At 69.6% G+C, this 26825-nt stretch carries 23 protein-coding genes; 12 read left to right on the top strand and 11 right to left on the bottom strand.

What is annotated here, in order from left to right; translation table 11 throughout:
* Positions 1–224 precede the first annotated feature (224 nt).
* From N7L95_RS14300 to N7L95_RS14285, 4 genes are all read left to right on the top strand, one after another.
* Positions 225–2450, top strand: a complete 2226-nt coding sequence (locus N7L95_RS14300; protein WP_301255916.1) for an LPS-assembly protein LptD — start codon at positions 225–227, stop codon at positions 2448–2450.
* A 32-nt stretch (positions 2451–2482) separates the two neighbouring features.
* On the top strand, positions 2483–3817 hold the full coding sequence (locus tag N7L95_RS14295; protein WP_301255915.1) for a peptidylprolyl isomerase: 1335 nt from the start codon (positions 2483–2485) through the stop codon (positions 3815–3817).
* Between the two features lie 34 nt (positions 3818–3851).
* Complete coding sequence (rsmA, locus tag N7L95_RS14290; protein WP_301255914.1) at positions 3852–4631, top strand: 16S rRNA (adenine(1518)-N(6)/adenine(1519)-N(6))-dimethyltransferase RsmA; 780 nt, start codon at positions 3852–3854, stop codon at positions 4629–4631.
* 124 nt (positions 4632–4755) lie between these two features.
* Positions 4756–4938 (top strand): hypothetical protein, encoded by a 183-nt coding sequence (locus N7L95_RS14285; protein WP_301255913.1) that lies wholly within the window; start codon positions 4756–4758, stop codon positions 4936–4938.
* Here the strand turns inward: N7L95_RS14285 and N7L95_RS14280 are convergent.
* From N7L95_RS14280 to N7L95_RS14270, 3 genes are all read right to left on the bottom strand, one after another.
* On the bottom strand, positions 4913–5308 hold the full coding sequence (locus N7L95_RS14280) for a barstar family protein (protein WP_301260155.1): 396 nt from the start codon (positions 5306–5308) through the stop codon (positions 4913–4915). The genes N7L95_RS14285 and N7L95_RS14280 overlap by 26 nt on opposite strands.
* Before the next feature lie 26 nt (positions 5309–5334).
* A complete protein-coding gene (locus N7L95_RS14275; RefSeq protein WP_301255912.1) occupies positions 5335–5688 on the bottom strand; it encodes a guanyl-specific ribonuclease in 354 nt (117 codons plus the stop codon).
* Positions 5689–5989: 301 nt separating this feature from the next.
* Entirely contained in the window at positions 5990–8287 is a 2298-nt protein-coding gene (locus N7L95_RS14270) for an NADP-dependent malic enzyme (protein ID WP_301255911.1), read from the bottom strand.
* Between the two features lie 310 nt (positions 8288–8597).
* Here N7L95_RS14270 and N7L95_RS14265 point away from each other — a divergent pair, with 310 nt between their 5' ends.
* From N7L95_RS14265 to N7L95_RS14255, 3 genes are all read left to right on the top strand, one after another.
* Positions 8598–10676: an ATP-binding protein gene (locus tag N7L95_RS14265; protein WP_301255910.1), complete on the top strand. Its 2079-nt coding sequence runs from the start codon at positions 8598–8600 to the stop codon at positions 10674–10676.
* Positions 10677–10689: 13 nt separating this feature from the next.
* Complete coding sequence (locus N7L95_RS14260; RefSeq protein WP_301255909.1) at positions 10690–11340, top strand: response regulator transcription factor; 651 nt, start codon at positions 10690–10692, stop codon at positions 11338–11340.
* Between the two features lie 157 nt (positions 11341–11497).
* Positions 11498–13303, top strand: a complete 1806-nt coding sequence (locus N7L95_RS14255) for a methyl-accepting chemotaxis protein (protein ID WP_301255908.1) — start codon at positions 11498–11500, stop codon at positions 13301–13303.
* Between the two features lie 212 nt (positions 13304–13515).
* On the opposite strand, the gene N7L95_RS14250 is transcribed toward N7L95_RS14255, so the two are convergent.
* A complete protein-coding gene (locus N7L95_RS14250) occupies positions 13516–14631 on the bottom strand; it encodes an IS5 family transposase (protein WP_301255679.1) in 1116 nt (371 codons plus the stop codon).
* A 216-nt stretch (positions 14632–14847) separates the two neighbouring features.
* On the opposite strand from N7L95_RS14250, the gene N7L95_RS14245 reads away from it, so the two are divergent.
* Complete coding sequence (locus N7L95_RS14245) at positions 14848–16650, top strand: methyl-accepting chemotaxis protein (RefSeq protein WP_301255907.1); 1803 nt, start codon at positions 14848–14850, stop codon at positions 16648–16650.
* A 17-nt stretch (positions 16651–16667) separates the two neighbouring features.
* Here N7L95_RS14245 and N7L95_RS14240 read toward each other — a convergent pair whose 3' ends face one another.
* Positions 16668–17186 (bottom strand): 3'-5' exonuclease family protein, encoded by a 519-nt coding sequence (locus tag N7L95_RS14240; protein WP_301255906.1) that lies wholly within the window; start codon positions 17184–17186, stop codon positions 16668–16670.
* Positions 17187–17259: 73 nt separating this feature from the next.
* Between N7L95_RS14240 and thiL the strand changes: the two genes are divergently transcribed.
* The 4 genes from thiL (at position 17260) to N7L95_RS14220 (ending at position 20367) form a co-directional block, all read left to right on the top strand.
* Positions 17260–18222 carry a thiamine-phosphate kinase gene (thiL, locus tag N7L95_RS14235; protein WP_301255905.1) on the top strand — a complete coding sequence of 321 codons (963 nt, stop codon included), beginning with the start codon at positions 17260–17262 and terminating at the stop codon, positions 18220–18222.
* Between the two features lie 2 nt (positions 18223–18224).
* Positions 18225–18779 carry a phosphatidylglycerophosphatase A family protein gene (locus N7L95_RS14230; protein ID WP_301255904.1) on the top strand — a complete coding sequence of 185 codons (555 nt, stop codon included), beginning with the start codon at positions 18225–18227 and terminating at the stop codon, positions 18777–18779.
* 77 nt (positions 18780–18856) lie between these two features.
* Complete coding sequence (locus tag N7L95_RS14225) at positions 18857–19345, top strand: CinA family protein (RefSeq protein ID WP_435870102.1); 489 nt, start codon at positions 18857–18859, stop codon at positions 19343–19345.
* A 77-nt stretch (positions 19346–19422) separates the two neighbouring features.
* Positions 19423–20367 (top strand): 2-hydroxyacid dehydrogenase, encoded by a 945-nt coding sequence (locus tag N7L95_RS14220; RefSeq protein WP_301255902.1) that lies wholly within the window; start codon positions 19423–19425, stop codon positions 20365–20367.
* A 49-nt stretch (positions 20368–20416) separates the two neighbouring features.
* Here the strand turns inward: N7L95_RS14220 and holA are convergent, their stop codons facing one another.
* The 6 genes from holA to dapB all read right to left on the bottom strand — a co-directional run bounded on the left by holA (position 20417) and on the right by dapB (position 26771).
* Positions 20417–21508: a DNA polymerase III subunit delta gene (holA, locus tag N7L95_RS14215; protein ID WP_301255901.1), complete on the bottom strand. Its 1092-nt coding sequence runs from the start codon at positions 21506–21508 to the stop codon at positions 20417–20419.
* Positions 21508–22041 carry an LPS-assembly lipoprotein LptE gene (locus N7L95_RS14210; protein WP_301255900.1) on the bottom strand — a complete coding sequence of 178 codons (534 nt, stop codon included), beginning with the start codon at positions 22039–22041 and terminating at the stop codon, positions 21508–21510. The genes holA and N7L95_RS14210 overlap by 1 nt, the downstream gene beginning before the upstream one ends.
* Positions 22042–22046: 5 nt before the next feature.
* Complete coding sequence (leuS, locus tag N7L95_RS14205) at positions 22047–24716, bottom strand: leucine--tRNA ligase (protein ID WP_301255898.1); 2670 nt, start codon at positions 24714–24716, stop codon at positions 22047–22049.
* Between the two features lie 136 nt (positions 24717–24852).
* Entirely contained in the window at positions 24853–25281 is a 429-nt protein-coding gene (locus N7L95_RS14200; RefSeq protein ID WP_301255897.1) for an ExbD/TolR family protein, read from the bottom strand.
* A gap of 1 nt (position 25282) precedes the next feature.
* Entirely contained in the window at positions 25283–25948 is a 666-nt protein-coding gene (locus N7L95_RS14195) for a MotA/TolQ/ExbB proton channel family protein (RefSeq protein WP_301255896.1), read from the bottom strand.
* Between the two features lie 19 nt (positions 25949–25967).
* Positions 25968–26771 (bottom strand): 4-hydroxy-tetrahydrodipicolinate reductase, encoded by an 804-nt coding sequence (dapB, locus tag N7L95_RS14190; protein WP_301255895.1) that lies wholly within the window; start codon positions 26769–26771, stop codon positions 25968–25970.
* Positions 26772–26825: the final 54 nt, after the last annotated feature.

Genomic DNA, 26825 nt, shown 5'->3' with positions numbered 1-26825 from the left:
CGCGGCGCGCCGAAACACACCGGAGAAGCCCTGCAATGACGCCCGCTGGCGGCCGGTGCGGGGGCTCATGGAATAATCGATTCTACAAACCGCCCGGCCAGGGCACCGTTCAGGAGGGCGCCAGCGCGGTGATCCTTCACGTGCCGCGGCCTTCCACTGCCATCAGCCGCCCGACTGTTTTGCATCGCCAGCCGCCTGTCACGCCCGTCCTTCGCCTGCGGCCTGTGGCTGCCGCCTGCCTGCTCGCCGCCGCCTGCTGCGGCACCCAGGCCCAGCAGACACCCGCCGCCCCGCCGGACGAAGACCAGCAGCCCGTCACCGTCGAGGCCCGTGAGCTGACCGGCCGGCCCGACATCGACGCTGTCGCCGAAGGCGACGTCGTCCTCAAGCGCGGGCCCACCACCATCAACGCCGACCGCCTGGACTACGACATCCCGCAAGGCATCGCCAAGGCGCGCGGCAACGTGCGGGTGACGCGCGACGGCAATGTCTTCAGCGGCCCGGAGCTGCAGCTGCAGGTGGAGCGCTACGAAGGCTTCTTCATCAACCCGAGCTATTTCTTCGCGGTGACGCAGGCCGGCGGGCGCGCCGAGCGCATCGATTTTCTCGGCCAGAAGCGGGTGCTGGCCAGCGGCGCCACCTACTCCAGCTGCACCCCCGACGACCAGGGCGACTACGCCTGGATGCTGAAGGGCCGCCGCGTCACGCTGGACTTCGAGAACGAGGTGGGGACCGCCGAAGGCGGCGTGCTGACCTTCTACGGCGTGCCGCTGCTGGCCGCGCCCTACCTGACCTTTCCGCTGTCGGACAAGCGCAAGTCCGGCTGGCTGCCGCCAACGCCGGGCTATGACAGCAAGAGCGGCTTCGAGCTGGGGGTGCCCTACTACTGGAACATCGCGCCCAACTTCGACATGACGCTGACGCCCTCGGTCATGAGCAAGCGCGGCGTGGCGCTGGGCACCCAGTTCCGCTACCTGCAGCCGGGCTACCACGGCGAGCTGAACCTGCATGTGCTGCCCGATGACCGCGTCTGGGGCGGTTCGCGCACGATGCTGCATGCCTTGCATGACGGCCGCCTGCCCTACGAGGGCGAGTACGGCCTGAACGTCAACCGGGTCTCCGATGACGACTACTGGAAGGACCTGGAGCGCAACATCCCCGGCCTGACGCGCCGCCTGCTGCCGGGTGACGCCCATGCCAGCTGGTGGCTGGACGACTGGCAGCTCTACAGCCGCGTGCAGCGCTGGCAGGTGCTGCAGGACCCGAGCGCGCCGATCGAGGCGCCCTACAGCCGCGAGCCGCAGCTGGGCCTGCGGCGCACCCAGGAGCTGGGCCACGGCTGGCGGGCCACGCTCGAGACCGAGGCCAACCGCTTCGCGTTGTACGACCGCGCCTCGCGGGCCGACGACCGGCCCGACGCCACCCGGGTGCATGCCCTCGGCAGCCTGAGCTGGTCGGTGGTCGACACGCCGGGCTGGTATCTGCGGCCCAAGCTGTCGATCAACGCCGCCACCTACCGCATCGACGCGACCCGCGGCGGGGCCCGTTCGCGATCGGAGTCGCGCGTCATCCCGACCTTCAGCATCGACACCGGCTGGACCTTCGAGCGCGAGAGCCAACTGTTCGGCCGCCGCTTCCTGCAGACCTTCGAGCCGCGGCTGCTGTACGTCAACACGCCCTACCGGGACCAGAGCGACATCCCGGTGTTCGACACCGCGGTGAAGGACTTCACGCTGACCTCGCTGTTCACCGAGAACCCCTTCTCGGGCGTCGACCGCGTGGCCGACGCGCACCATGTGACGGCCGGCGCCTTCACCCGCTTCTATGACGAAGCCAACGGCGTCGAGGCCCTGCGCTTGGGGCTGGCGCAGCGCTACCTGTTCCGCGAGCAGCGCATCACGCCCGAGGGCGAGCCTTTCCGCGAGCGCTTCAGCGACGTGCTGCTGCTCGGCTCGACCGGCCTGATCCCCAACTGGTGGGTGGGCGGCTCGACCCAGTACAACCCGGACCTGCGGCGCTCGGTGCGCTCGACGCTCGGCGTGCGTTTCTCGCCGGGCGCCTTCCGCACCATCGGGGCCAACTACACCTTCACCCGCAAGGCCAGCGAGCAGCTGGACATCGGCTGGCAATGGCCGCTGTACCGGGCCAAGCCGTCCGAAGGCTCGGGTGGCTCGGCCTGCCTGGGCTCGCTCTACACCGTGGGGCGGGCCAACTACAGCATGCGCGACCGCCGGCTGACCGATTCACTGGTCGGCTTCGAATACGACGCCGGCTGCTGGATCGGCCGCCTGGCGGTCGAGCGGCGTTCCATCAGCCGCAGCGACGGCACCACGCGGCTGATGCTGCAGCTGGAGTTCGTCGGCTTGTCGCGCCTGGGCTTCGGTGCCAACCCACTGCGCGTCTGGCAGGACAATATCCCCGGCTACCAACCGCTGCGCGAAGACCACTAGCGCGCGGCCCCGACCCAACACAGCACAGCGTTATGACCCCATCCTTCTCCTTGCTGCGCGGCCTGCAACGCCGCCTGGCGGCCGCGGCCGCCGTCGCCTTGCTGGTGCCCGGCCTGGTCTGGGCGCAGCCGGCCGGTGCGCCGCGTGGCGGCGACTTCATCGTCGCCGTCGTCAACCAGGAACTGGTGACCAACAACGACGTGCAGCAGCGCATCGCCCGCATCGAGCAGGACGCCGCCCGCAGTGGCAGCCGCCTGCCGCCGCGCGAGCAGCTGCGCCAGCAGGTGCTGGATGCCCTGATCGACGACCGCGCGCAGCTCTCGCACGCTCGCATGATCGGCATGCGGGTGGATGACGCCGAAGTGGACCGCGCCGTGGGCAACGTCGCGGCACAGAACCAGTTGTCGCTGGCGCAGCTGCGCGAGCGGCTGCGCACCCAGGGCATCGATTTCGCCCGCTTTCGCAACAACGTGCGCGACGAGCTGATGCTCAGCCGCCTGCGCGAGCGCGAGGTGCAGGCCCGCATCCGCGTCAGCGATGCCGACATCCAGAAATTCCTGAACGAGATCCGCGGCGAAGCGGCCGGCGCGGCCGAGTACAACATCGCCCAGGTGCTGGTGTCGGTGCCCGAGGGCGCCCCCGCCGAGCAGGAGACCGAGCGCCGCCGGCGGGCCGAGGACGTGCTGGCCCGAGCCAAGGCCGGCACCCCCTTTGCCGACCTGGTGCGCGATTTCTCCGACGGCCCCAACAAGGACCAGGCTGGCCAGCTCGGACTGCGCGCGGCCGACCGCTTGCCCGACCTCTTCGTGCAGGCGGTGGCCGAGCTGAAGGCCGGCGAAGTGGCGCCGCAACTGGTGCGATCGGGCGCCGGCTTCCATGTCCTCAAGCTCATCGAGCGCAAGGACAGCAAGGCGCTGACCATCACGCAGACCCGCTCGCGCCACATCCTGCTGCGCGTCTCGCCGCAGCTGACGCAAGAGACGGCGCTGCGCCGGCTGCGCGACTACAAGCAGCGCATCGAGGGCGGCCAAGCCGGTTTCGCCCAGCTGGCGCGCGAGTACTCGGAAGACGGCAGCGCGCCGCAGGGCGGCGATCTGGGCTGGGCCAACCCGGGCCAGTTCGTGCCCGAGTTCGAGCAGGTGCTCAACAGCACCGAGGTTGGCAAGCTGTCCGAGCCCTTCATGTCGCGCTTCGGTGCCCATCTGGTGCAGGTGACCGAGCGGCGCGAGGCCCAGCTCGATGCCCGCCAGCAGCGCGAGCTGGCCACCAATGCGCTGCGCGAGCAGAAGTTCGAGACCGCCTATACCGAGTGGGCCCGCGAGATCCGCGGCCAGGCCTACATCGAGATGCGCGAGCCGCCGCAATGAGCCCGGCGCCCGCACGACGGCCGCCCCTGACCCGATGAAACACATTGCCCGCAAGCGCTTCGGCCAGCATTTCCTGACCGACACCACCGTCCTCGACGACATCGTCCGGGCCATCGATCCGCGGCCGGGCGAAGCGCTGGTCGAGATCGGTCCCGGCCTGGGCGCGCTGACCGATCCGCTGCTGGAGCGCTGCCAGCGCCTCACCGTGATCGAGCTGGACCGCGACCTGGCCGCGCGCCTGCGCAAGCGCCCGGAGCTGACGGTGGTGGAGGCCGACGTGCTGCAGGTCGACTTCCGGCCGCTGGCGGAGCAGGCCGGCCGCAAGCTGAGGGTGGTCGGCAACCTGCCGTACAACATCTCCTCGCCGATCGCCTTCCACCTGCTGGACCAGGTGGACGTCATCGAGGACCAGCACTTCATGCTGCAGAAGGAAGTGGTCGACCGCATGGCGGCCGCGCCGGGCCAGAAAGACTATGGCCGGCTCAGCGTGATGCTGCAGTGGCGCTATGAGATCGAGTCGCTGCTGGAGGTGCCCCCGGAGGCCTTCGCCCCGCCGCCGCGGGTCGACTCCGCGGTGGTGCGGCTGACGCCGCTGCGCACGCCACCGGCGGTGGACCGGGTGCGCCTGGGCGAGCTGGTGGCGGTGGCCTTCTCGCAGCGCCGCAAGCTGCTGCGCCACAGCCTGGGGCGGTGGCTGGAGCAGCAGGGCTTTGCCGGCGACTTCGACCTGCAGCGCCGGGCCGAGGAGGTGCCAGTGCACGAATACCTCGCGCTGGCCGAGGCAGTGCCCGCTGCGCCAGCCGACGGCCACTGAGCCGGCACCCCTTGCCCGGGCGCCCGCCTGCAGCGGGCAGCAAAAAGCGGCCCGCGGGCCGCTTTTGTCATTGCCACGTGGCGGCCGGGGCCGCCAGCGTCAGGCTGCCGCGAGCCAGCAGGCCGTGTCGAAGGCGCTGCTCATCAAGGGCATGTTGGTGCCGAAGGCGGGGTTGCTGCCGGACTTCGACGGTTTGCTCGAGGCTGCCTTCGCGGCGGCGATCTCGCTGTTCTGGGCCACTTCGTTGGCCCGCTCCCATGACCCGATTTCCTGGGAGCGGGCTACAGAAAAGAATAAAAACACCTGAATGGTATTTTTCGGTCCCCCCAGTAGTCGGCGGCGTCGCGGAAGACGTCGAGCAGTTGCTCGCGGGCTTCGCGGTCGAAGCGGGGGTTGTCGGGGATCTGCTCCAGCACCACGATGAAGCCGGGTTGCGGGCCGGCCTTGTGGACCAGGTCGGTCATGCAGTCGTACAGCGCGTCGAAGTTCTTGCCGAAGTGCGGCGGGAACAGGAAGGCTTCGGCGATGCCCTCCAGCACTTCCTGTTTGGTCTGGGCATTGCCCAGGTTCGCATAGAGGAAGTGCTGACCGGTGTCTTGCGCGGTCTGCAACAGGTCTTCCACGCGGAAGGCGCGGATGGACTGGACGATGTTCGGACGGACGGTCTGCAGCAGCATGGTCACGATCCCCTCTTTAGTACGATTCATTCGACGATCCGGCGAAAGCTCGCATAGTGGTCGTCGGTGTAATAGCAGGCCTCAGGGAGGGTGGGTTGCAGGCCACCGCAAACGATGCGCCGCGCGCCACGATGGCGCACACGAGGCGTCTTCACCGTGTACTCTCGGTAGAAGCCACGCGTTTTCGCGGGCAGCAAGCGCTCGCGGTTGGAGAACACCGTTCCGTCCTTATCGTGGGGGAAGGGGCCTCCCTCACGAATCAGCCGGTGGGTCTCTTGGGCCTGCCGGGGCAACTCGGCCAGTTCGACAGCGCTGAGGCCCGACTGGTTCCCCGGTGTTGCTTCTCGCGATGAAGCGAGTCCGGGAGCCAGGGCCAGCATCACTGCGGCGCATGTGACTCCTAGGGTTCGGAGCGACTGCCACCGAAGTGACCGAGTAGCGGATGCCACGGGGTTTTCCCTGAAAACTGAAGCCGCGATGGTAGCGGTTTGGCGGAAAAACCACAAGCCGGTGCCTCATATTTCAGCAGGACTTGAGGGCTTTCGCGGCCTCTGACGTGAGTGCGTGCTCCGCGATGACGGCCCGGGGGCCCAGCTGTCATCGCGGCGAAATCAGCCACCCAAATGGGGGTGGCCGCAGGGAGCCGGCGCGAGGGCGCGCCGTTTCCCTGGCGGGCCGGCTTCAGCGGGCCGCGTTGGCGTCGGCCACGGTGAGCGCCGTCATGTTGACGAGCCGGCGCACGGTGGCCGACGGGGTCACGATGTGCACCGGCTTGGCCGCGCCGAGCAGCACCGGGCCGATCGCGATGCCGCCGCCGGCAGCCTGCTTCAGCAGGTTGTAGCTGATGTTGGCGGCATCGATGTTGGGCAGCACCAGCAGGTTGGCTTCGCCGCTCAGGGTGCTGTTGGGCATCAGCTCGCGCCGGTCCTCGGCGTCGAGCGCGATGTCGCCATGCATCTCGCCGTCGACCTCCAGCCAGGGCGCCTGCACCCGCAGCAGCTCCAGCGCCTGGCGCATCTTGACGGCCGAGGGCTGGTTGCTGGAGCCGAAGTTGGAGTGCGACAGCAGGGCCGCCTTCGGATGCAGGCCGAAGCGCATCATCTCCTCGGCCGCCAGGATGGTGATCTCGGCGAGCTGCTCGGCAGTCGGGTCGTAGTTGACGTGCGTGTCGACCAGCATCACCTGGCGGTTCGGCAGGATGAGGCTGTTCATGCAGGCGTAGGTCTTGACGCCCTCACGCTTGCCGATGACCTGGTCGATGTACGGCAGGTGCATCGAGGTGGTGCCCCAGGTGCCGCAGATCATGCCGTCGACCTCGCCCTTGTGCAGCAGCATCGCGCCGATCAGCGTCAGGCGCCGGCGCATCTCGATCTTGGCCAGCTGGATGTTGACGCCCTTGCGCTCGGTCATCCGGTGGTAGGTCTGCCAATAGTCGCGGTAGCGATGGTCCCACTCGGTGTTGACCACGTCGTAGTCGCGCCCTTCCTGCAGCCGCAGGCCGAAGCGCTCGATGCGCTGCTTCATCACCTCGGGGCGGCCGATCAACGTGGGGCGGGCCAAATTCTCGTCCACCACCACCTGCACCGCACGCAGCACGCGCTCCTCCTCGCCTTCGCAATAGGCGACGCGCTTGTGCTGGGCCCGCTTGGCGACGCTGAAGATGGGCTTCATCGTCGTGCCCGAGGCATAGACGAAGCTCTGCAGCTTCTCGCGGTAGGCATCCATGTCCTCGATCGGGCGCAGCGCGACGCCGGACTCGGCGGCGGCGCGGGCCACCGCCGGCGCGATGCGGATCATCAGGCGCGGATCGAAGGGCTTGGGAATCAGGTATTCAGGCCCGAAGCTCAGCGTGGCGCCGGCATAGGCCGCCGCCACCACCTCGCTCTGCTCGGCCTGGGCCAGCTCGGCGATGGCATGCACCGCCGCGATCTCCATCTCGTCGCTGATGGTGGTGGCCCGCGAGTCGAGCGCACCGCGGAAGATGTAGGGGAAGCACAGGACGTTGTTGACCTGGTTCGGGTAGTCGGTGCGGCCGGTCGCCATGATGGCGTCGTCGCGCACCGCCTTCACTTCCTCGGGCAGGATCTCGGGGGTCGGGTTGGCCAGCGCGAAGATCAGCGGCTTGACCGCCATGCGCTGCACCATCTGCGGCTTGAGCACGCCGCCGGCCGACAGGCCGAGGAAGATGTCCGCGCCCTCGATCACCTCGCTCAGCGTGCGCTGCTCGGTCTTCTGGGCGAACTGGGCCTTGTCCGGATCCATCAGCTCGGTGCGGCCTTCGTAGACCACGCCGGCCAGGTCGGTCACCCAGATGTTCTCGCGCGGCATGCCCAGCTTCACCAGCAGGTTGAGGCAGGCCAGCGCCGCGGCGCCGGCGCCGGAGGCGACCAGCTTGACGTTGCGGATGTCCTTGCCGACCACCTTCAGGCCGTTGAGGGTGGCCGCGCCGACCACGATGGCGGTGCCGTGCTGGTCGTCGTGGAAGACCGGGATCTTCATGCGCTCGCGCAGCTTGCGCTCGACATAGAAGCAGTCGGGCGCCTTGATGTCCTCGAGGTTCACGCCGCCGAAGGTGGGCTCGAGCGCCGCGATCACGTCGACCAGCTTGTCCAGGTCCTTCTCGTTGACCTCGATGTCGAACACGTCGATGCCGGCGAACTTCTTGAACAGCACCCCCTTGCCTTCCATCACCGGCTTGGCGGCCAGCGGGCCGATGTCCCCCAGGCCCAGCACCGCGGTGCCGTTGGTGACCACGGCCACCAGGTTGCCGCGCGAGGTGTAGCGGAAGGCGTTGTTCGGGTCGTCGACGATCTCCTCGCAGGCGGCCGCCACGCCGGGGGAGTAGGCCAGCGCCAGGTCGCGCTGGTTGACCAGCGACTTGGTGGCCGCGATGGCCACTTTGCCGGGGGTCGGGAACTCATGGTATTCAAGGGCCGCGCGACGCAGCTCAGCCCGTTTTTCTTCAGCGGTGGGGGGCATCACAGTCCTCTTTGAATGATGCGATGTGCGTCCGTCTTGCCCGAGGCCGACAGCAGATTGACAGCCGCCGCCACCGGCTACTTCGCGGGCGGGGGGACGATTGTAGGAGCCGCCTCGGCCCGCGTCGCCGCATGATCGCATGGCGGCATGGCTCCATGTGCGACCTGCATGGAAGGCCGCCGGGCTTGCCCAGTGTCGCAAAGCCGGCGGGCGCTGGCATGCGCAATAGTGCGTATCGTGAAGTCCTGGTCGCTTGGCAATAGTCGAGGCTGCGCCCCGCTGCCGTCCCGGGGGCGTCGAGGGACAATGCATGATGCCTGCCGACTTGCCCACTCCGCCGAAGGCGCAGAGCCTGCGCCGCGCGCTGCCGTGGGTGGTGCTGGTCGGCCTGCTGGCGGTGGCGCAGACGGCGCTGGTGCGGCTGACGCTGGACTATGAATCCTCGCGCGCCCAGGAGCGGGTGGAGCAGACCGCCACGGTGGCGGCCTCCGAGATCAAGCAGACGCTGGGCCGCGACCTGCAGAGCCTGCAGGCCTTGCTGTGGAACGACCCGCCGCTGCCGCGCTGGAAGGCCGATGCGGCGGACCTGCTGCATGCCCGTCGCGAGCTGGCCCGCATCGAGCTGCGCGACCTGGCCGGCGAGATCCGGCTCGGCATCGACTCGCCCTACCGCGGCCCCTTGTTCAGCCTGCTGCCGCGGCAGGACATCGATGTGGATGCCGAGGTCGCTTGCGCTACCGCGCGCCGGCTGTCGAGCCCGGCCTATTCGCGCAGCTACTTCGTGCCGCTGCCGGGCGGGCTGGGGGTGGAGCTGCTCGACGTGTGCCTGCCGGTGCTGCGGCAGGGGCGGCCCGAAGGCTACCTGGTGGCGTCCTATGTGCTTCAGGGCCTGCTGTTCGAGGGCGTCAACCCGGCCTACAGCCAGAGCCATGAGCTGGCCTTCGTGGAAGGGGACGGCACCCGGCTGGCGCGCTCCGGCAACGTGGCGCGCGGCCGCGGCGTGTTCGTGGCGCAGCGCTTGATCGACCTGCCCGGCGTGGCGCTGCAGCTGCGGCTGGACAGCGCCACCGGCGAACCCGACCTGATCCCCAACCTCGCCACCGCGCTGGTGCTGGGCCTGTCGCTGGCCCTCGGCGCGGTGGTGGTGCTGCTGGTGCGCGACGTGCGCAAGCGGGCCACGGCCGAGCATGGCCTGGCCGAGGCGCTGGCCTTTCGCAAGGCGATGGAAGATTCGCTGGTCACCGGCCTGCGCGCCCGCGACACCGACGGGCGCATCACCTATGTGAACCCGGCCTTCTGCGAGATGGTGGGCTTCCCGGCGGCCGAGCTGATCGGCAAGATGACCGCCGAAAACCCGCCGCCCTACTGGCCGCCGGAGCTGGTGGACGAGTACAAGCGCCGCCAGCAGGTGCGGCTGGCCGGCGACATCCCGCCGCGCGAGGGCTACGAGACGGTCTTCATGCGCCGCGGCGGCGAGCGCTTCCCGGTGATGGTGTTCGAGGCACCACTGGTGGACGGGCAGGGCCGCCACAGCGGCTGGATGAGCGCGGTGGTCGACATCAGCGCGCAGCGCCGTGCCGAAGAGCTGTCGCGCCAGCAGCACGAGAAGCTGCAGGCCACTGCCCGGCTGGCCACGGTGGGCGAGATGGCCTCGCTGCTCAGCCATGAGCTGAACCAGCCATTGGCCGCCATCTCCAGCTATGCGACCGGGTCCATCAACATGATGCAGGAAGGCAGCCTGGACGCTGCCACGCAACGCCTCATCCAGCATGCCATCGAGCGCATCGCCGAGCAGGCGGAGCGGGCCGGCCGTGTCATCAAGAGCGTGCATGACTTCGTGCGCCGGCGCGAACATGTGCGCGAGGCCATGCGGGCCGACCAGCTGATCGAGGCGGTGATGCCGCTGGTGCGGCTGCAGGCCCGCAAGAGTGCCACCCGGGTGCAGGTCGAACTGCCGGCACCGCCCGAGCCGATGCCCCGGGTGGTGTGCGACCGCACCATGGTCGAGCAGGTGCTGCTCAACCTCACCCGCAATGCCATCCAGGCCATGGAAGAGCTGCCTCCCGAGCAGCGGCTGCTGCGCATCCAGGCGCGCCAGGTGCATCCGCGCTGGGTGGAGTTCTGGGTGATCGACCAGGGGCCGGGCATCTCCGAGGAAGTGGCCGCCCGCCTCTTCACGCCCTTCTTCACCACCAAGACGGAGGGCATGGGCCTGGGGCTGAGCCTGTGCCGCACGGTGATCGAGCAGCACGGCGGCCTGCTGCTGTTCGACAACCTGACGCCGCCGCAGGGCAGCGGCGCCCGGTTTCGGTTTACCCTGGCAGCCGAAGCCAGCAGCGCCGCCAGCCGACAGGCGGCCGCGCTGCAGTCCGATGCGACCCCGTCCTGAGGCAACTGCGACGATGAGCCCCAACGCCATACCCACTGTCTACCTGGTCGACGACGAGGACGTGCTGCGCGACGCGCTGGCCTGGCTGCTGCGCTCGCGGCGGCTGCTGTCCGAAGGCTATGCCTCGGCGGAAGCCTTCGAGGCCATGCTGGAGCAGCGCAGCACCCACGGCGCCTTCCAGCCGCGCGACCCCTGCTGCCTGCTGCTGGACGTGCGCATGCCGGGCATGAGCGGGCTGGCCTTGTTCGACCGCCTGATCGAGCGTGGCCTGACCGAGACCATGCCGGTGATCTTCCTCACCGGCCATGCCGACGTGCCCACCGCGGTGGCCGCGGTCAAGCGGGGCGCCTTCGATTTCGTCGAGAAGCCGTTTTCCGACAATGCGCTGGTCGACCGCATCGAGCAGGCCTTGCAGCTGAGCGCGCAGGTGCTGGGCCGGCGGCGCGAGGCCCAGGCCATCCACAAGAAACTGGCCGACCTGACCGAGCGCGAGCGCGACGTGATGCGCCTGGTGATCGACGGCCGGCCCAACAAGCTGATCGCCGACGAGCTGGACATCAGCGTGCGGACCGTCGAGGTGCACCGCGCCCGGGTGTTCGAGAAGATGGAAGTGAAGTCGGCCGTCGAGCTGGCCAACCTGCTGCGCGGCGCCGGCTGGAGTTGAGCGCGGGGCCGTACCCGGTCGTTTGCCGTGACGGATTGCGCAAGATCAAGGATTCGTGACTTAAGTCTGGGCGCAACCTGTCGATCCGACAGTCGTACCCGGGCGGGTGGGGCTTGACGCCGCTGCCGGGGTGTCCCCGAACCGTCTGCGGAGTCCCATGCTCAGTTCCTTGCGTACGCGCATCCTCGTCATTGCCGTTTCCATCGTGGTGCTTGCGCTGCTGGCCACCGGGGCGACGACCTACCTCCTGAACCGCTCGCACAACGACACGGTCAATCAGCACCTGCTGGCGTCTGCTTCGAAGGGACATGCGCTGGCCATCAGTGAATGGGTGGCGCTGAAGTCGGCCGCCGTCGCGGCGGCCAGCGATGCGGCCACCGCCGCCGATCCGCTGCCCTCGCTGGTGCAGCTGCAGAAGTCCAGCGGCTTCGACGTGGCCTATGTGGGCCTGCCCGAGGGCCGCGCGGTCTTCTCGCGTGACATCGGCGTGCCGCCCGAATACGTGCCCACCGGCCGGCCCTGGTATCAGCAGGCGGTGAAGGCCGGCAAGACCATCGTCACCGACCCGTATGTGGATGCCGGCACCAAGAAGCTGGTGGTGACCTTTGCCGCGCCCATCGTGGTGGACGGCCAGCTCAAGGGGGTGGTGGCCGGTGACGTGACGCTGGACAGCGTCATCGCCAACGTGACCTCGGTGCACCCAACGCCGGCCAGCCTGGCCCTGCTGCTCGGCGGCGACGGCAAGATCATCGCCCACCCGGATGCCAAGCGCACCTTGCAGCCGGTGACGGAGATCGCCCCTGGCCTGACGCCGGCGGCCCTGCAGGCCCTGGCCGGTGCCCGGCAGCCGGTGCCGCAGGTCATCGACGGCGCTGCCAAGCTGCTGCAGTCGGCCGGCATCGCCGGTACCGACTGGAGCCTGGTGGTGGCGCTGGACGAGTACGAAGCGAATGCCGGCATGCGCAGCGTGGTGGCGACCACCGTGCTGGCGCTGCTGATCGTCGGCGCGCTGTCTGCCATCGTGATGAGCACGCTGACGGCGGGCGCCTTCGCCCGGCTGCGCCAGGTGCGCGACGCGATGGCCGACATTGGCTCGGGCACCGGTGACCTCAGCAAGCGGCTGCCGGTGGCGGGCCATGACGAGGTGGCGCAGATCGCCGGCTCGTTCAATGTGTTCGTGGACAAGATGAACGGCGTGATGCTGCGCATCCGCGACAGCAGCGAATCGGTGAGCACCGCCACGAGCGAGATCGCGGCAGGCAACCATGACCTGTCGGGCCGCACCGAGCAGGCGGCGTCGAGCATCCAGCAGACGGCGTCCTCGATGGAGGAGCTGACCTCGGCGGTGCAGGGTTCGGCCCAGGCGGCACGCCAGGCCAACGAGCTGGCGGTGTCGGCGGCGGGGGTGGCCACGCAGGGCGGCGAGGTGGTGTCGCAGGTGGTGGCGACGATGGAGGAGATCAAGCAGTCGTCGGCCCGCATTGCCGACATCATCGGCGTGATCGACGGCATTGCCTTCCAGACGAACATCCTGGCGCTGAACGCGGCGGTGGAAGCGGCGCGTGCCGGCGAGCAGGGCCGCGGCTTCGCGGTGGTGGCCGGCGAGGTGCGCACGCTGGCACAGCGCAGCGCGCAGGCGGCCAAGGAGATCAAGAGCCTGATCGGGGCCTCGGTGGAGCGGGTGGAATCGGGCTCGGCGCTGGTGGGCACGGCCGGCAGCACGATGAAGGAGATCGTCGACAGCGTGCACCGGGTGGCGCAGATCATTGCCGAGATCTCCAATGCCAGCCACGAGCAGAGCGCCGGCATCGGCCAGGTCAGCACGGCGGTCAGCCAGCTGGACATGATGACGCAGCAGAACGCGGCCCTGGTGGAAGAGTCGAGCGCTGCCGCCAGCAGCCTGCGCGAGCAGGCTGCCACGCTGGCCGAGGTGGTGCGCGGCTTCCGCCTCGCCAACGCCTGAGCGGCGCTCGCGCTGCGCCGGGCGCGCGCAGCGCGACTTTGTGCACTCACCCCGGGTAATCCACTAACAGGCTGCTGAAATACTGCGCTGAAGCACCTACCTCGACCCGCGAGCTGATGGAGTTTCGGTAGCTGCCGTCGCGAGGAGTGTCAGAAGGGCCATTTCCGGGCCGGTTCGCCCCTGTGGAGGGCCGAGTTGCGCACCTGCGCTGCTCATCTGGCGCCTTGCAGACGGACCTGTCCCAGCGAGCGCATGCGCACCAAGTTGTAGGCCGCCATGTTCAGCACGAACAACTGGTCCACCTTCTTGAGTCCGCGCACCATCACCTGCCGGATCGAGCCGATGGTCTTGGCCCACCCGAAGGCCTGCTCGATGCGCTTGCGGCATTGCATCGACAACGCGTACCCGTCGGTCTGGGCGATCTCATCGGGCACCGCCGAGCGACGCCCCGACTTGTTCTGCGCCACATGAGGCTCGACCTTGAGCTGCTGCAACTCGGCGATGAACTGCGCCGCGTCGTAGCCCTTGTCTGCACCCAGCGTGATCTCTGCCTCAGGGTTGACCTGCCGGGCATCGTTGATCATGGCCCGGGCCGCCGCGCGCTCGGCATAGCCGTCTGCCTGAGTGACCACGGCATTGACGATCAGGCCGTGCCGGTTGTCCATCAGTGTGTGGCCCATGAAGCGCATCTCGCTGGCAGTCTTGCCCTTGCAATACAGGCGGCTGTCTGGATCGGTCTTCGATTCGTGCGTGTCGTTGCTGCGCGGCTGGCCCCGGAAGTCGCTGCCATCGTTGCTGCTGCCACCGCCCGCGTCGTCGTCGTCACCGGCCTTCTTGGGCACAAAGCTCTTGTGGCTGGCCCACGCCTGGATCAGCGTGCCGTCCACACTGAAGTGTTCCTTGGACAGCCAGTTCTTGCGCTCGGCTTGCGCCAGCACTTCGTTGAAGAACGCGACCACCGCATCGTGCTCGATCAAGCGCTGTCGGTTCTTGCTGAATACCGTGGGCACCCACACGTTGTCGTCCATCGATAGGCCGATGAACCAGCGAAACAGCAAGTTGTATTGCACTTGCTCCATCAGCAGTCGCTCCGAGCGCACCGAGTACAGCACCTGCAGCAACATCGCCCGTAGCAGCTTCTGCGGGGCGATGCTCGGACGCCCGCCCTTGGCGGCGTCCTCATACATGTCGGCGAACATGTCTTCAAGCTCGATCAACGCGTCGTTGACCATCGCGCGTATCGCTCGCAGCGGATGCGTGGCCGGCACGAAGTCGTCCAGCTTCTTGACGCTGAACAGGCTCTCGGTGAAGGTGTCGGGACCGCGCATAGGTGACAACAAGATTCAGGTTCGGGTGCTGGGTGACACTGTGCCGCATCTCCGCCAGGATGCGCTGCCGACGGCGAGGTATTTCAGCAGCCTGCTAAACGGCGTTAAAGAATGTCGGCCGGATGCCGAATTCACGGTGGGGCAGCCTGCCGGCGTCATGCAAGGCAAGGGCCGGCTGGTCCGTTCCCTTCCTTTGCGTTTGATGGATTGCCTGCCATGTTGACCTCCCTGCGTACCCGCATCCTTGCCGTGGCCGTTGCCATCGTGGTGCTCGCTCTGGCCCTGACCGGCGCCACCACCTGGCTGCTGACCCGCTCGCACAACGAGGCCAGCACGCGCGAGCTGCTCAGCTCCACCTCGGAGGGGCGGGCCCAGGCGATCTCGGAGTGGCTGTCGGCCAAGGCACGGGCCGTGTCGTCGGGCAAGGAGGTGGCGGCCGCTGCCGATCCCATGCCCTTCCTGCGGCAGCTGCAGCAGGCCGCCGGCTTCGACGTCGCCTATGTCGGCTTTCCTGGCAAGCGGGCCATGTTCACCGATGCCGACGGCATCGATCCCACCTACGATCCCACCAGCCGCCCCTGGTACCAGCAGGCGGTGCAGGCCGGCAAGGCCATCGTCACCGAGCCGTACATGGATGCCGGCAGCGGCAAGCTGGTGGTGACGTTCGCGGCCCCCATCCTGTCCGGAGGACAACTGCAGGCCGTGGTGGCGGGCGACGTGGGGTTGGACAGCGTCATCGCCAACGTCACCTCGGTGCATCCGACGCCGTCCAGCTTCGCCTTCCTGGTGGGGCAGGGCCGCGTCATCGCGCATCCCGACGCCAAGCTGACCCTGCAGCCGGTGGCGCAGGTGGCGGCGGAGCTCACGCCCGAGGTGCTGGCATCGCTGCGCGGGGCCCAACGCCCGGTGCGGGTGGCGGTCGGCGGCGTCGCCAAGCGGCTGCTGTCGGCCCAGGTGCAGGGGGCCGACTGGTCGCTGGTGGTGGCGCTGGACGAGTACGAAGCGAATGCCGGCATGCGCAGCGTGCTGACCACCACCGTGCTGGCGCTGCTGATCGTCGGCGGCCTGGCGGCCGCGGTGATGTGGACCTTCACCGGCAGTGCCTTCGCCCGGCTGCGCCAGGTGCGTGACGCGATGGCCGACATTGGCTCGGGCACCGGTGACCTCAGCAAGCGGCTGCCGGTGGCGGGCCATGACGAGGTGGCGCAGATCGCCGGCTCGTTCAATGTGTTCGTGGACAAGATGAACGGCGTGATGCTGCGCATCCGCGACAGCAGCGAATCGGTGAGCACCGCCACGAGCGAGATCGCGGCAGGCAACCATGACCTGTCGGGCCGCACCGAGCAGGCGGCGTCCAGCATCCAGCAGACGGCGTCCTCGATGGAGGAGCTGACCTCGGCGGTGCAGGGTTCGGCGCAGGCGGCACGCCAGGCCAACGAGCTGGCGGTGTCGGCGGCGGGGGTGGCCACGCAGGGCGGCGAGGTGGTGTCGCAGGTGGTGGCGACGATGGAGGAGATCAAGCAGTCGTCGGCCCGCATTGCCGACATCATCGGCGTGATCGACGGCATTGCCTTCCAGACGAACATCCTGGCGCTGAACGCGGCGGTGGAAGCGGCGCGTGCCGGCGAGCAGGGCCGCGGCTTCGCGGTGGTGGCCGGCGAGGTGCGCACGCTGGCACAGCGCAGCGCGCAGGCGGCCAAGGAGATCAAGAGCCTGATCGGGGCCTCGGTGGAGCGGGTGGAATCGGGCTCGGCGCTGGTGGGCACGGCCGGCAGCACGATGAAGGAGATCGTCGACAGCGTGCACCGGGTGGCGCAGATCATTGCCGAGATCTCCAATGCCAGCCACGAGCAGAGCGCCGGCATCGGCCAGGTCAGCACGGCGGTGAACCAGCTCGACCTGGTGACGCAGCAGAACGCGGCCCTGGTGGAAGAGTCGAGCGCTGCCGCCAGCAGCCTGCGCGAGCAGGCTGCGACGCTGGCCGAGGTGGTGCGCGGCTTCCGGCTGGCCGCGGGCTGAGCCGCCGGCGCCCGGCCTCAGGCCGGTGTGCGGGCCTGCAGTGCCATCCAGGTGAGCTGCAGCACCCGGGCGTCGGCACTCGCCCGGTGGCGCTGCATGCCGGTGCGCGCCAGCACTTCCGCCTTGGCCGCGCGCCAGCGGCGGGCAGCCTCCTCGTCGAGCAGGCTGCGCAGGCACTGCAGCCGGAAGCTGAGGCGGGCCCCCGCCGCGTCGTACAGCTGGTGCAGCCAGCTGTAGTCGTGGCCCCAGCCGTCGCTGAAGACCGACAGCCCACGCAGGTGGCTGTCGAGCAGGCGGGTCACTTCAGCCACCGGCCGCCCATGCGCGAGCAGGGTGCTGCGGCTGATGCCGTGGATCGCTTCGGCGCTGTCGTCCCAGCGTGTCCAGTGCGGCTGCGGGCGGATCAGCGAGCAGTAGCCGCGGCCGTCGGGCAGCACGAAGCCGACCTCGATCGGATAGCTGCCGGCGCCGAAGCCGGACGCTTCGATATCGAGCACGGCGGGGCTGGCAGGGGCTGGCGGCGACGCGCGGTCCATGCTCCATCGCAGCAATTTCCCTACCAGGCGGCCGGCCCGGCCGGCGTGCACTGCCTCGGCGACAATCCGGCCTATGAGCCTGGGTGAATTCGAACTGATCGAGCGCTTTTTCGAGCGGCCGGTGCAACGGGCCGCGCTGGGAGTGGGTGACGACTGCGCCCTGCTGCGCCTGCAGCCCGGCATGCAGCTGGCCACCTCGAGCGACCTGCTGGTCGAAGGCCGGCACTTCCTGTCCACCGTCGCGCCCGAGCGGCTCGGCCACAAGGCCCTGGCGGTGAATCTCTCGGACCTGGCGGCCTGCGGCGCGCAGCCGCTGGGCTTCACGCTCAGCTTGTCGCTGCCGCAGTCCGATGCCGCCTGGCTGGCCGGCTTTGCCCGTGGCCTGCTGGCCCTGGCGGACGCGCATGCCTGCGAGCTGGTGGGCGGGGACACCACCCGCGGGCCGCTGGTCATCAACATCACCGTGTTCGGCGAGGTGCCGCCCGGGCAGGCCCTGCTGCGCAGCGGTGCCCGGCCGGGTGACGACTGCTGGGTCAGCGGCCGGCTGGGCGATGCGCGGCTCGCGCTGGAGGCCTTCCGGGGCAGCCTGACGCTGCCTGGCGCGCAGTTCGAGCAGGCCCGCCAGGCCATGGAGCTGCCCACGCCACGGGTGGCCCTGGGCCTGGCCCTGCGTGGTGTGGCCAGCAGCGCCATCGACTTGTCCGACGGCCTGGTGGGCGACCTGGGCCACATCCTGCGTCGCTCCGGCGTTGGCGCCACGCTGCGGGTGGACACGCTGCCACGCAGCGAGCTGCTGCAGGCCCAGCCGCTGCCGGTGCAGCGTGAATGCACGCTGGCCGGCGGCGACGACTACGAGCTGCTGTTCACCGCCCCCGCCGCGCGGCGTGCCGAGGTCGAGGCGGCAGGCGCCCGGGCCGGCGTGCCGGTGACGCGCGTCGGCAGCATCGAGGCCGAGCCGGGGCTGCGCCTGCTGGACGGCGCCGGCCAGCGGCTGGACCTGCAGGTGGCCGCCTTCGATCACTTTCGCAACGGCTGAGCATGAGCGCCTTTCCTTCCGCTTCCCCGCCGCGCAGCGGCCGCCGGCCGGCCCCGCCCAGCCTGGCTTTCCTGTGTTCGCATCCGGCCCACTGGATCGCGCTCGGCTTTGGCAGCGGCCTGAGCCCGTTCGCACCGGGCACGGCCGGCACGCTGTGGGCGTGGCTGAGCTTCGTGGCGCTGGACCTGTGGCTGGGTGACCGGCAATGGGCTCTGCTGCTGGCCGGCGGCACGCTGGTCGGCTGGTGGGCCTGCACGGTGACGGCGCGTCACCTGCAGGTGGAGGACCCCGGCCACATCGTCTGGGACGAGGTGATCGCCTTCTGGCTGGTGCTGTGGCTGCTGTCGCCGGGGGCGGGCGGCGAAGGTGGCCTGTGGACGCAGCTGGCGGCCTTCCTCTGGTTCCGCTTCTTCGACGCTGCCAAGCCAGGCCCGGTTGCCTGGGCCGACCGCCGCTTCAAGGGCGGCGGCTGGCGTGGCGGCTTCGGTATCCTCTTCGACGACCTGGTGGCGGCCTTCTGCACCCTGCTCGTGTTTGCGCTGTGGCGTGTCTGGTGAGGCAGCGCCGCCATTCCAAGCCCTAGAAAGGATCCGCTCCGATGGACAACCCGCAGCCGCAGGGCCAGATGCTGGAGATGAAGGTCGGCGACCCCCTGCTGACCCAGCTGGGGCTGGTGCTGGCCGCGCGCAACCTGAAGCTGGTGACGGCCGAATCCTGCACCGGCGGCCTGATCGCCGGCGCTTGCACCTCGGTGGCCGGCTCCAGCGACTGGTTCGAGCGCGGCATGGTGACGTATTCGAACGAGGCCAAGACCGAGCTGCTGGGCGTGCCGGCCGAGCTGATCACCCGCCACGGCGCGGTCAGCCGCGAGGTGGCGATGGCCATGGCGCTGGGCGCCCTGCAGCACTCGCGCGGGCACATCAGCGTGGCGGTGACCGGCATCGCCGGGCCGGGCGGCGGCAGCGAAGCCAAGCCGGTCGGCACCGTGTGGTTCGGCTTTGCGCGCGGGCAGGACTTCGTGCACACCGAATGCGTGCGCTTCAAGGGCGACCGGGCCCAGGTGCGGTCCGCCGCGGTGGGTCATGCGCTGACCCGGTTGGTGGCGATCGTCAGCGGCGACTGAGGCCGCTGCCGCGCTGGCGCTAGGCCGGCGCTGCATGCCCTACAGTGTGGCGATCCTTACCTCCGTTGCCGACCGCCATGAGCCTCCTGCTGGCTGCTTCCTTCGACAATGCTGAACGGGCCCGCTGGCTGGCCGAGCTGCAGGGCCACCTGCCCGGCGAGCAGTGGTGCGTCTGGCATCCCGGCCTGGCGGCCGGGGAGCGCGAGGAGGTGGAGGTCGCCATCGTCGCCAACCCGCCGCCTGGCAGCCTGGCTGGCCTGCCACGCCTGCGCCTGGTGCAGTCCTTGTGGGCCGGCGTGGACCGGTTGCTGCGCGATCCCGGCCTGCCGGCCGGCGTGCCACTGGCCCGCATGGTGGACCCGGCCATGAACGAGGCGATGGCCGAGACTGCGCTGTGGGCGGTGCTCTCGCTGCAGCGGGGCTTCTACGACTACGCGCGCCAGCAGCGGCAGGCGCAATGGCTGCAGCACGGCCAGCGCCGCGCCGACCAGGTGGCGGTGCTGGTGCTGGGCCTGGGCGAGATGGGCCGCACGGTGGCGCTGCGGCTGCTGGCCAATGGCTATCGCGTGACGGCCTGGAGCCGGCGGCCGGCCCGGCTGGACGGCGTGCTCACCTGCAGCGGCCCGGAAGGCCTGCAGGCGGCCCTGCCGGAGGCCGACATCGTCATCAACCTGTTGCCGCTGACGCCGCACACCGAGGGGCTCTTCGATGCCCGCACCTTCACCCGCATGCGCGAGGGCAGCAGCCTGGTGAACCTGGCGCGCGGCGGCCATGTGGTGGAGGCCGACCTGCTGGTGGCGCTGGAAGAAGGCCGGCTGCGGCATGCCGTGCTGGATGTGTTCCGCGAGGAGCCGCTGCCGGCTGGCAACTTGCTGTGGTCGCACCCGCGCGTCACGGTGCTGCCGCATGTGGCGGCCCAGACCGACCCGACCACCGCGGCTGCGGTGGTGGCGGCCAATGTGCGCGCCCTGCGCGCGGGGCAGCCGCTGCACCACCTGGTGGACCGGCTGGCCGGCTACTGAGGGGCGCTGCCGACATGCCGGCCCGGCCTGGCCGGCAGGGCCGCCGCCGTCAGGCGCGCAGCGCCAGCCAGCGGCCGCTCGCCTCGCGCGGGCTGACCGGCACCGAGACCGCTTCCACCACCATCAGCGCCAGGCGGCGCAGCGCGGCCCACGGCTCGGCGGGCCAGTCGGGATGGCGCAGGCCCTTGACCAGGCCGTCGCAGACCTGGGCCGCATCGAGCAGCGCGTCCACGCTGCGGTCGCTCAGGCGCGGCAGCACCCGCTCGAACAGCTTCTCCTTCAGGCCCCAGACCCGCTGCTCGCGCAGCGCCATGGGCAGCGGCCGGCCGGCCAGCAGCGCGTCCTTCACCCGCTTGAGCGTGCGGATGTCCTCGGCCAGCGTCCAGTGCACCAGCACCGCCGCCTCGCCCTCTGCCTCCAGCCCGTCGAGCATGCGCAGCACCCGCGCCACCTGGCCGGCAAGCACCGCCTCGGACAGCTTGAACACGTCGTAGCGGGCCACGTTGAGCACCGCCACCTCGACCTGCTCGAAGCTCAGTTCGCCGGGAGGGTAGAGCAGGCCCAGCTTCTGGATCTCCTGGTGGGCGGCGAGCAGGTTGCCCTCCACCCGGTCGGCGAAGAAGGCCAGCGTGCGCTGCCCCTCCTCGCCGCCTTGCACCCGCTGGCCCTGGGCCGACAGGCGCTGTGCGATCCAGCCGGGCAGCAGCTTGCGCTCGATGGGGTCGATGCGCACCGTGACGCCCGCGCCGTCGAGCGCGGTGAACCAGCCGCTCGACTGGGCCGTCTTGTCCAGCCGTGGCAGCACGACGATGGTCACCAGGTCGTCGCCCAGGTGTTCGCAATAGCGCTGCAGGGCCTCGGAGCCGTCCTTGCCCGGCTTGCCGCCGGGAATGCGGATCTCGATCAGGCGCTTGTCGGCGAACAGGCTGAGGGCCTGTGCCGCGCCCAGCAGTTCGCCCCAGTCGAAATGGGCGCCGGCCACCGTGTGCACGGTGCGCTCGGCATGGCCGGCGGCCCGGGCGGCGGCACGGATGGCGTCGCAGGCTTCCTGCACCAGCAGCGCCTCGTCGCCATGCAGGGTGTAGAGCGGCCGCAGTTCCCGCTGCAGGTGGGCCTGCAGCTGATCCAGTCGCAACTGCATCAGGGCTTCACCGCGGCCAGGCGGCGCAGCATCTGGGTGGTGATGTCGCGGCGCATCTCGCGCACCAGCTCGGCTTCCTCGCTTTCCTTGCCGAGGGCCGCGCTTTCGTTGTAGCTGAGCGGCTGGCCCAGCTCCAGCGTGGTGTCGGGAATCAGCTCCCGGCCGGAGGGCGTGCGCACGCGAAAGCGCACCCTCGAACGCAGCGTGATTTCACGCACCTGGCCGGCGGCCGTGTTGGCGCTGACCGAGCGCACGATGCTGTCGTCCAGCACGTCGAGCACCACCTCGGCGTCCTTGGCGGCTTCGACCACCCGCAGGTCGGGCGCGGCCGCCAGCTGCCGGCGCAGCTCCAGCGACAGCTCCGAGCGGGGGGCCACGCCGAGCTGGATGCTGCGGAAGGCGAAGGTCGGCGCGCCGCGCAGCTTGAAGCCGCAGCCGCCGAGCAGCAACGCCGCCATGGCGGCGCTGCCGAGCAGGCCGCGGCGGGACAGCGGGCGGCGGAGGAGGCGGGCGGCGGCGGAGCGGGTCGTCATCCGGCTCATACCACCACGTTGACGAGCCGGCCCGGCACGATCACCACCTTCTTCGGCGGCTTGCCCTCGGCGAACTTGGCAAAGTCGGGCGAGGCGAGCGCCGCCGCCTCGATGGCCGCCTTGTCGGCCGACGCCGAGACCTTCACCGAGCCGCGCAGCTTGCCGTTGACCTGCAGCATCAGCTCGATCTCGTCCTGCACCAGCGCGCCTTCGTCGACATGCGGCCAAGGCGCATCCAGCAGCTCGCCGTACTGCGCCACATAGCCCAGGTCCTGCCACAGCGCCTGCGTGATGTGCGGGCAGGCCGGGTAGAGCACCCGCAACAGGATGCCCACCGCCTCGTGCACCGCCCAGCTGGCGTAGTGCCGGTCCGGGTGGTTCTGGGCGTCGAAGCCTTCCAGCGTCTTGAGCAGCTTCATGCAGGCCGACACCACGGTGTTGTACTGCATGCGCTCGTAGTCATAGCTGGCCTGCTGCAGCAGCTTGTAGACCTCGCGGCGCAGCTCCTTCACGTCGCTGGGTGCGGCGGCGTAGATCAGCTCGGCCGCCAGGCCTTCGGGCAGCACCTCGGCGATCTGCTCGCGGTGGGTCTGCGCGTAGTTCCAGACGCGCTTGAGGAAGCGGTGCGCGCCTTCCACGCCGGCATCGTTCCACTCCAGCGTCTGCTCCGGCGGCGAGGCGAACATCACGAACAGGCGCGCGGTATCGGCACCGTAGGTGTCGATCAGGTCCTGAGGGTCGACGCCGTTGTTCTTGGACTTCGACATCGTGGTGAGTTCGTGCTCGAGCTTCGAGCCGTCCTTCTTCAGCGTCGCGCCCGTGATCTGGCCATGCTCATTGCGCAGCACATCGACTTCCGATTCCCAGTAGAAGTTCTTACCCCCGCCTTCGGGCTTCTGGAAATAGGCGTCGTTCAGCACCATGCCCTGCGTCAGCAGCCGGGTGAACGGCTCGTCCACCTTCACCAGGCCGAGGTCGCGCATCACCTTGGTCCAGAAGCGCGCATACAGCAGGTGCAGGATGGCGTGCTCGATGCCGCCGATGTACTGGTCCATCGGCATCCAGTACTGCGCGCCGCCGGCGACCATCTGCTGCTCGTTCGCCGGGTCGCAGTACCGCATGAAGTACCAGGACGAATCGACGAAGGTGTCCATCGTGTCCGTCTCGCGCTGAGCCGGCTTGCCGCACTTCGGGCAGGCCACGTTCAGGAAGTCGGCCCGCTTGTTCAGCGGGTTGCCGCTGCCGTCGGGCACGCAGTCCTGGGGCAGCACCACCGGCAGGTCCTGCTCGGGCACCGGCACCGGGCCGCAGTCGCCACAGTGGATGATGGGGATGGGGGTGCCCCAGTAGCGCTGGCGGCTCACGCCCCAGTCGCGCAGGCGCCAGGTGGTCTTCTTCTCACCCAGGCCGAGTGCCGCCAGCGCATCGGCCACCGCGTCGACCGCGGCCTTGTAGCCCAGGCCGTCGAAGCGGCCGGAGGCGATCGTGGTGCCGCGCTGCTTGTCGCCGTACCACTCGGCCCAGGCGTCGGTGGAATAGGTCTCGCCTTCGACCGCCACCACCTGCTTGATCGGCAGGCCGTACTTCTTCGCAAAGGCGAAGTCGCGTTCGTCATGTGCCGGCACGCCCATGACGGCGCCGTCGCCATAGCTCATCAGCACGTAGTTGCCGACCCAGACCTCGACCTGCTCGCCGCTCAGCGGATGGGTCACGAACAGCCCGGTGGGCAGGCCTTCCTTCTCCTTGAGCGCCAGCTCGGCCTCGGTGGTGCCGCCCTTCTTGCAGTCCTCGATGAAGGCCGCCAGCGCCGGGTTGCCGGCCGCCGCGTGGGTGGCCAGGGGGTGCTCCGGCGCCACCGCGCAGAAGGTCACGCCCATGATGGTGTCGGCCCGCGTCGTGAAGACGTAGAGCTTGCCGCCCTGGATCAGCTGGCCGCTGTCGTCGGCAATCTCGTGCGGGAAGGCGAAGCGCACGCCTTCGCTCTTGCCGATCCAGTTCTCCTGCATCAGCCGCACGCGCTCGGGCCACCCGGGCAGCTGGTGCTGCACATGCTCCAGCAGTTCCTCGGCGTAGTCGGTGATCTTCAGGTAGTAGCCCGGGATCTCGCGCTTTTCCACCAGCGCCCCGGTGCGCCAGCCGCGGCCGTCGATCACCTGCTCGTTGGCCAGCACCGTCTGGTCCACCGGGTCCCAGTTGACGACCTGCGTCTTGCGGTAGGCGATGCCCTTTTCCAGCATCTTGAGGAACAGCCACTGGTTCCACTTGTAGTAGGCCGGATCGCAGGTGGTGATCTCGCGCGACCAGTCGATCGCCAGCCCCATCGCCTGCATCTGCTTCTTCATGTAGGCGATGTTGTCGTAGGTCCACTGCGCCGGCGGCACGCCGTTCTTCAGCGCCGCGTTCTCCGCCGGCAGGCCGAAGGCGTCCCAGCCCATCGGCATCAGGACGTTGTAGCCCTGCATGCGCAGCTGGCGCGTCAGCATGTCGTTGATCGTGTAGTTGCGCACGTGGCCCATGTGCAGCTTGCCCGAGGGGTAGGGCAGCATCGAGCAGGCGTAGAACTTCTTCTTGCTCGTGTCCTCGGTGACGCGATAGGCGTCGCGGGCCTGCCAGTGGGCTTGCGCGGCGGTCTCGACCTCGCGCGGGTTGTAGGCTTTGGGCTGTTCGGTGTTCATGGGTGGTGGGCCTGCGGTGCGGGGCCGGTCCTGCTCGGATCCAAAGGTGGTCGATTATAGGAAGCAGGGGTGCCGAGGCGAGGCCTGCTTTGGCGGTGGTGCGGGGGCTCCCCGCATGGCCGGGGAACGCTGCCGCTCAGCGGCTGGCGGCCGCTGCCGGCTCGGCGACGAAGGCAATGCGGTGCAGCCCGGCCAGCTGCAGCTGGCCGATCAGCTCGGCCACCTCGCCATAGGGCACGCTGCGGTCGGCCTGCAGCTGCACCTCCAGCTCCGGGTTCTGGCGGGCGGCGCTGGCCACGCGCTCGGCGAAGGCCTCGGGCGCCAGCCGCTCGCGGTCGAGGTACAGCTCGCCGGCCGGTGTCAGCGCCACGCTGATGAAGGCCGGCGCCTCGCTGGGTGCCGCCGCGTCGCTGCGCGGCAGCTCCAGTTTCAGGCTGGCCGTCATCAGCGGCGCGGCGATCATGAAGATGACCAGCAACACCAGCATCACGTCGATCAGCGGCGTCATGTTGATGTCGCTGATCGGCGTGGGGCCGCTGGTGCGTTCGAGCCGGCCGAAGGCCATCTCAGCGCTCCTCGGTGGGCGCGCCGGACGGCGCCAGCATCTCGCGCAGGTCGTGGGCGAATCCTTCGAGCTCGGCCTCGCAGGCGCCCAGCAGCTTGCCGAACACGTTGTACGCCAGCACCGCAGGAATGGCCACCGCCAGGCCGGCGGCGGTCATGATGAGCGCCTCACCGACCGGGCCGGAGACCTTGTCGACGCTGATCTGGCCTTCCGACGCAATGCCGGCCAGCGCGTGGTAGATGCCCCAGACCGTGCCGAACAGGCCGATGAAGGGCGCGGTGCTGCCGATCGAGGCGAGCAGCACCTGGCCGAACTGCAGCTGCTGCAACACCCGGTGGAGGGCGTCGCGCAGCCGCCGTGTCAGCTGGGAGCTGCGGTGGCCCCCTGCTTCCAGCGTGCCGGCCGGCGGCTCGTGCAGCGCGGCCTCCACCAGCGGGGCGAGCACGGCTTCCGGATCATGGGCGGCCAGGCGGCTGCGCCCCTCGGCCAGGTTGGGGGCGGCCCAGAACGCCGGCACGGCCGCCGCGATGCCGCGGCGCGCGCGTCGCAGCAGCCAGGCCTTCCAGGCGATCAGCACCCAGGCGGTGATCGACATCGCCAGCAGCAGCAGGGCCACCGCGCGCGTCACCGCGTCGCCCTGGCTCCAGAGGTGTTCCAGCCCGTTCATCGGCATGCCGCGGCCGGCCTCAGGCCATGCCCAGCACGTCGTTCATGTCGAACAGGCCATGCGCCTGCCCGGCCAGGAAGCGCACCGCCCGCAGGCTGCCCTGGGCGTAGGTGGCGCGGCTGGAGGACTTGTGCGTGATCTCGATGCGCTCGCCGGTGCCGGCGAACAGCACCGTGTGGTCGCCGACGATGTCGCCGCCGCGCACCGTCGCGAAGCCGATGGTGGACGGATCGCGTTCGCCGGTCACGCCTTCACGCCCGTAGACGGCGCATTCCTTGAGGTCGCGGCCCAGCGCTGCGGCCACCACTTCGCCCATCTTCAGCGCGGTGCCGCTGGGCGCGTCCACCTTATGGCGGTGATGGGCCTCGATGACCTCGATGTCGTAGCCCTGGCTGAGGGCGCGCGCGGCCATGTCGAGCAGCTTGAGCACCACGTTGACGCCCACGCTCATGTTGGGCGCCATGACGATGGCGATCTCGCGCGAGATGTCGGCAATGCGCGCCTTCTGCTCGTCGCTGAAGCCGGTGGTGCCGATCACCGCCTTCACGCCCAGCTCGCGACACACCTCCAGGTGGGCCAGCGTGCCTTCGGGCCGGGTGAAGTCGATCAGGTAGCCGGCGTCCTGCAGGCCGGCGCGCAGGTCGCCGGTGATCGCCACGCCACAGCGCTGGCCCAGGAAGCCGGCCGCCTCCTGGCCGATGGAAGGGCTGTCGGGGCGGTCGAGCGCGCCGGCCAGCTGACAGTCGTCGGCAGCCAGCACCGCTTCTATCAGCGTGCGGCCCATGCGGCCGGAGCTTCCGGCAATGGCAATGCGGTGGTTCATCGGCAGACAGGGAGCGTGGGTGGTCGGACAGGCGAGGCTGCGGGGCCGCAGCGG

The sequence above is a fragment of the Eleftheria terrae genome (genome assembly GCF_030419005.1).
Taxonomy (GTDB): Bacteria; Pseudomonadota; Gammaproteobacteria; order Burkholderiales; family Burkholderiaceae_C; genus Caldimonas; species Caldimonas terrae.
The sequence above is the reverse complement of the archived record's forward strand: the minus strand, read 5'-3'. Positions and strand labels throughout refer to the sequence as shown.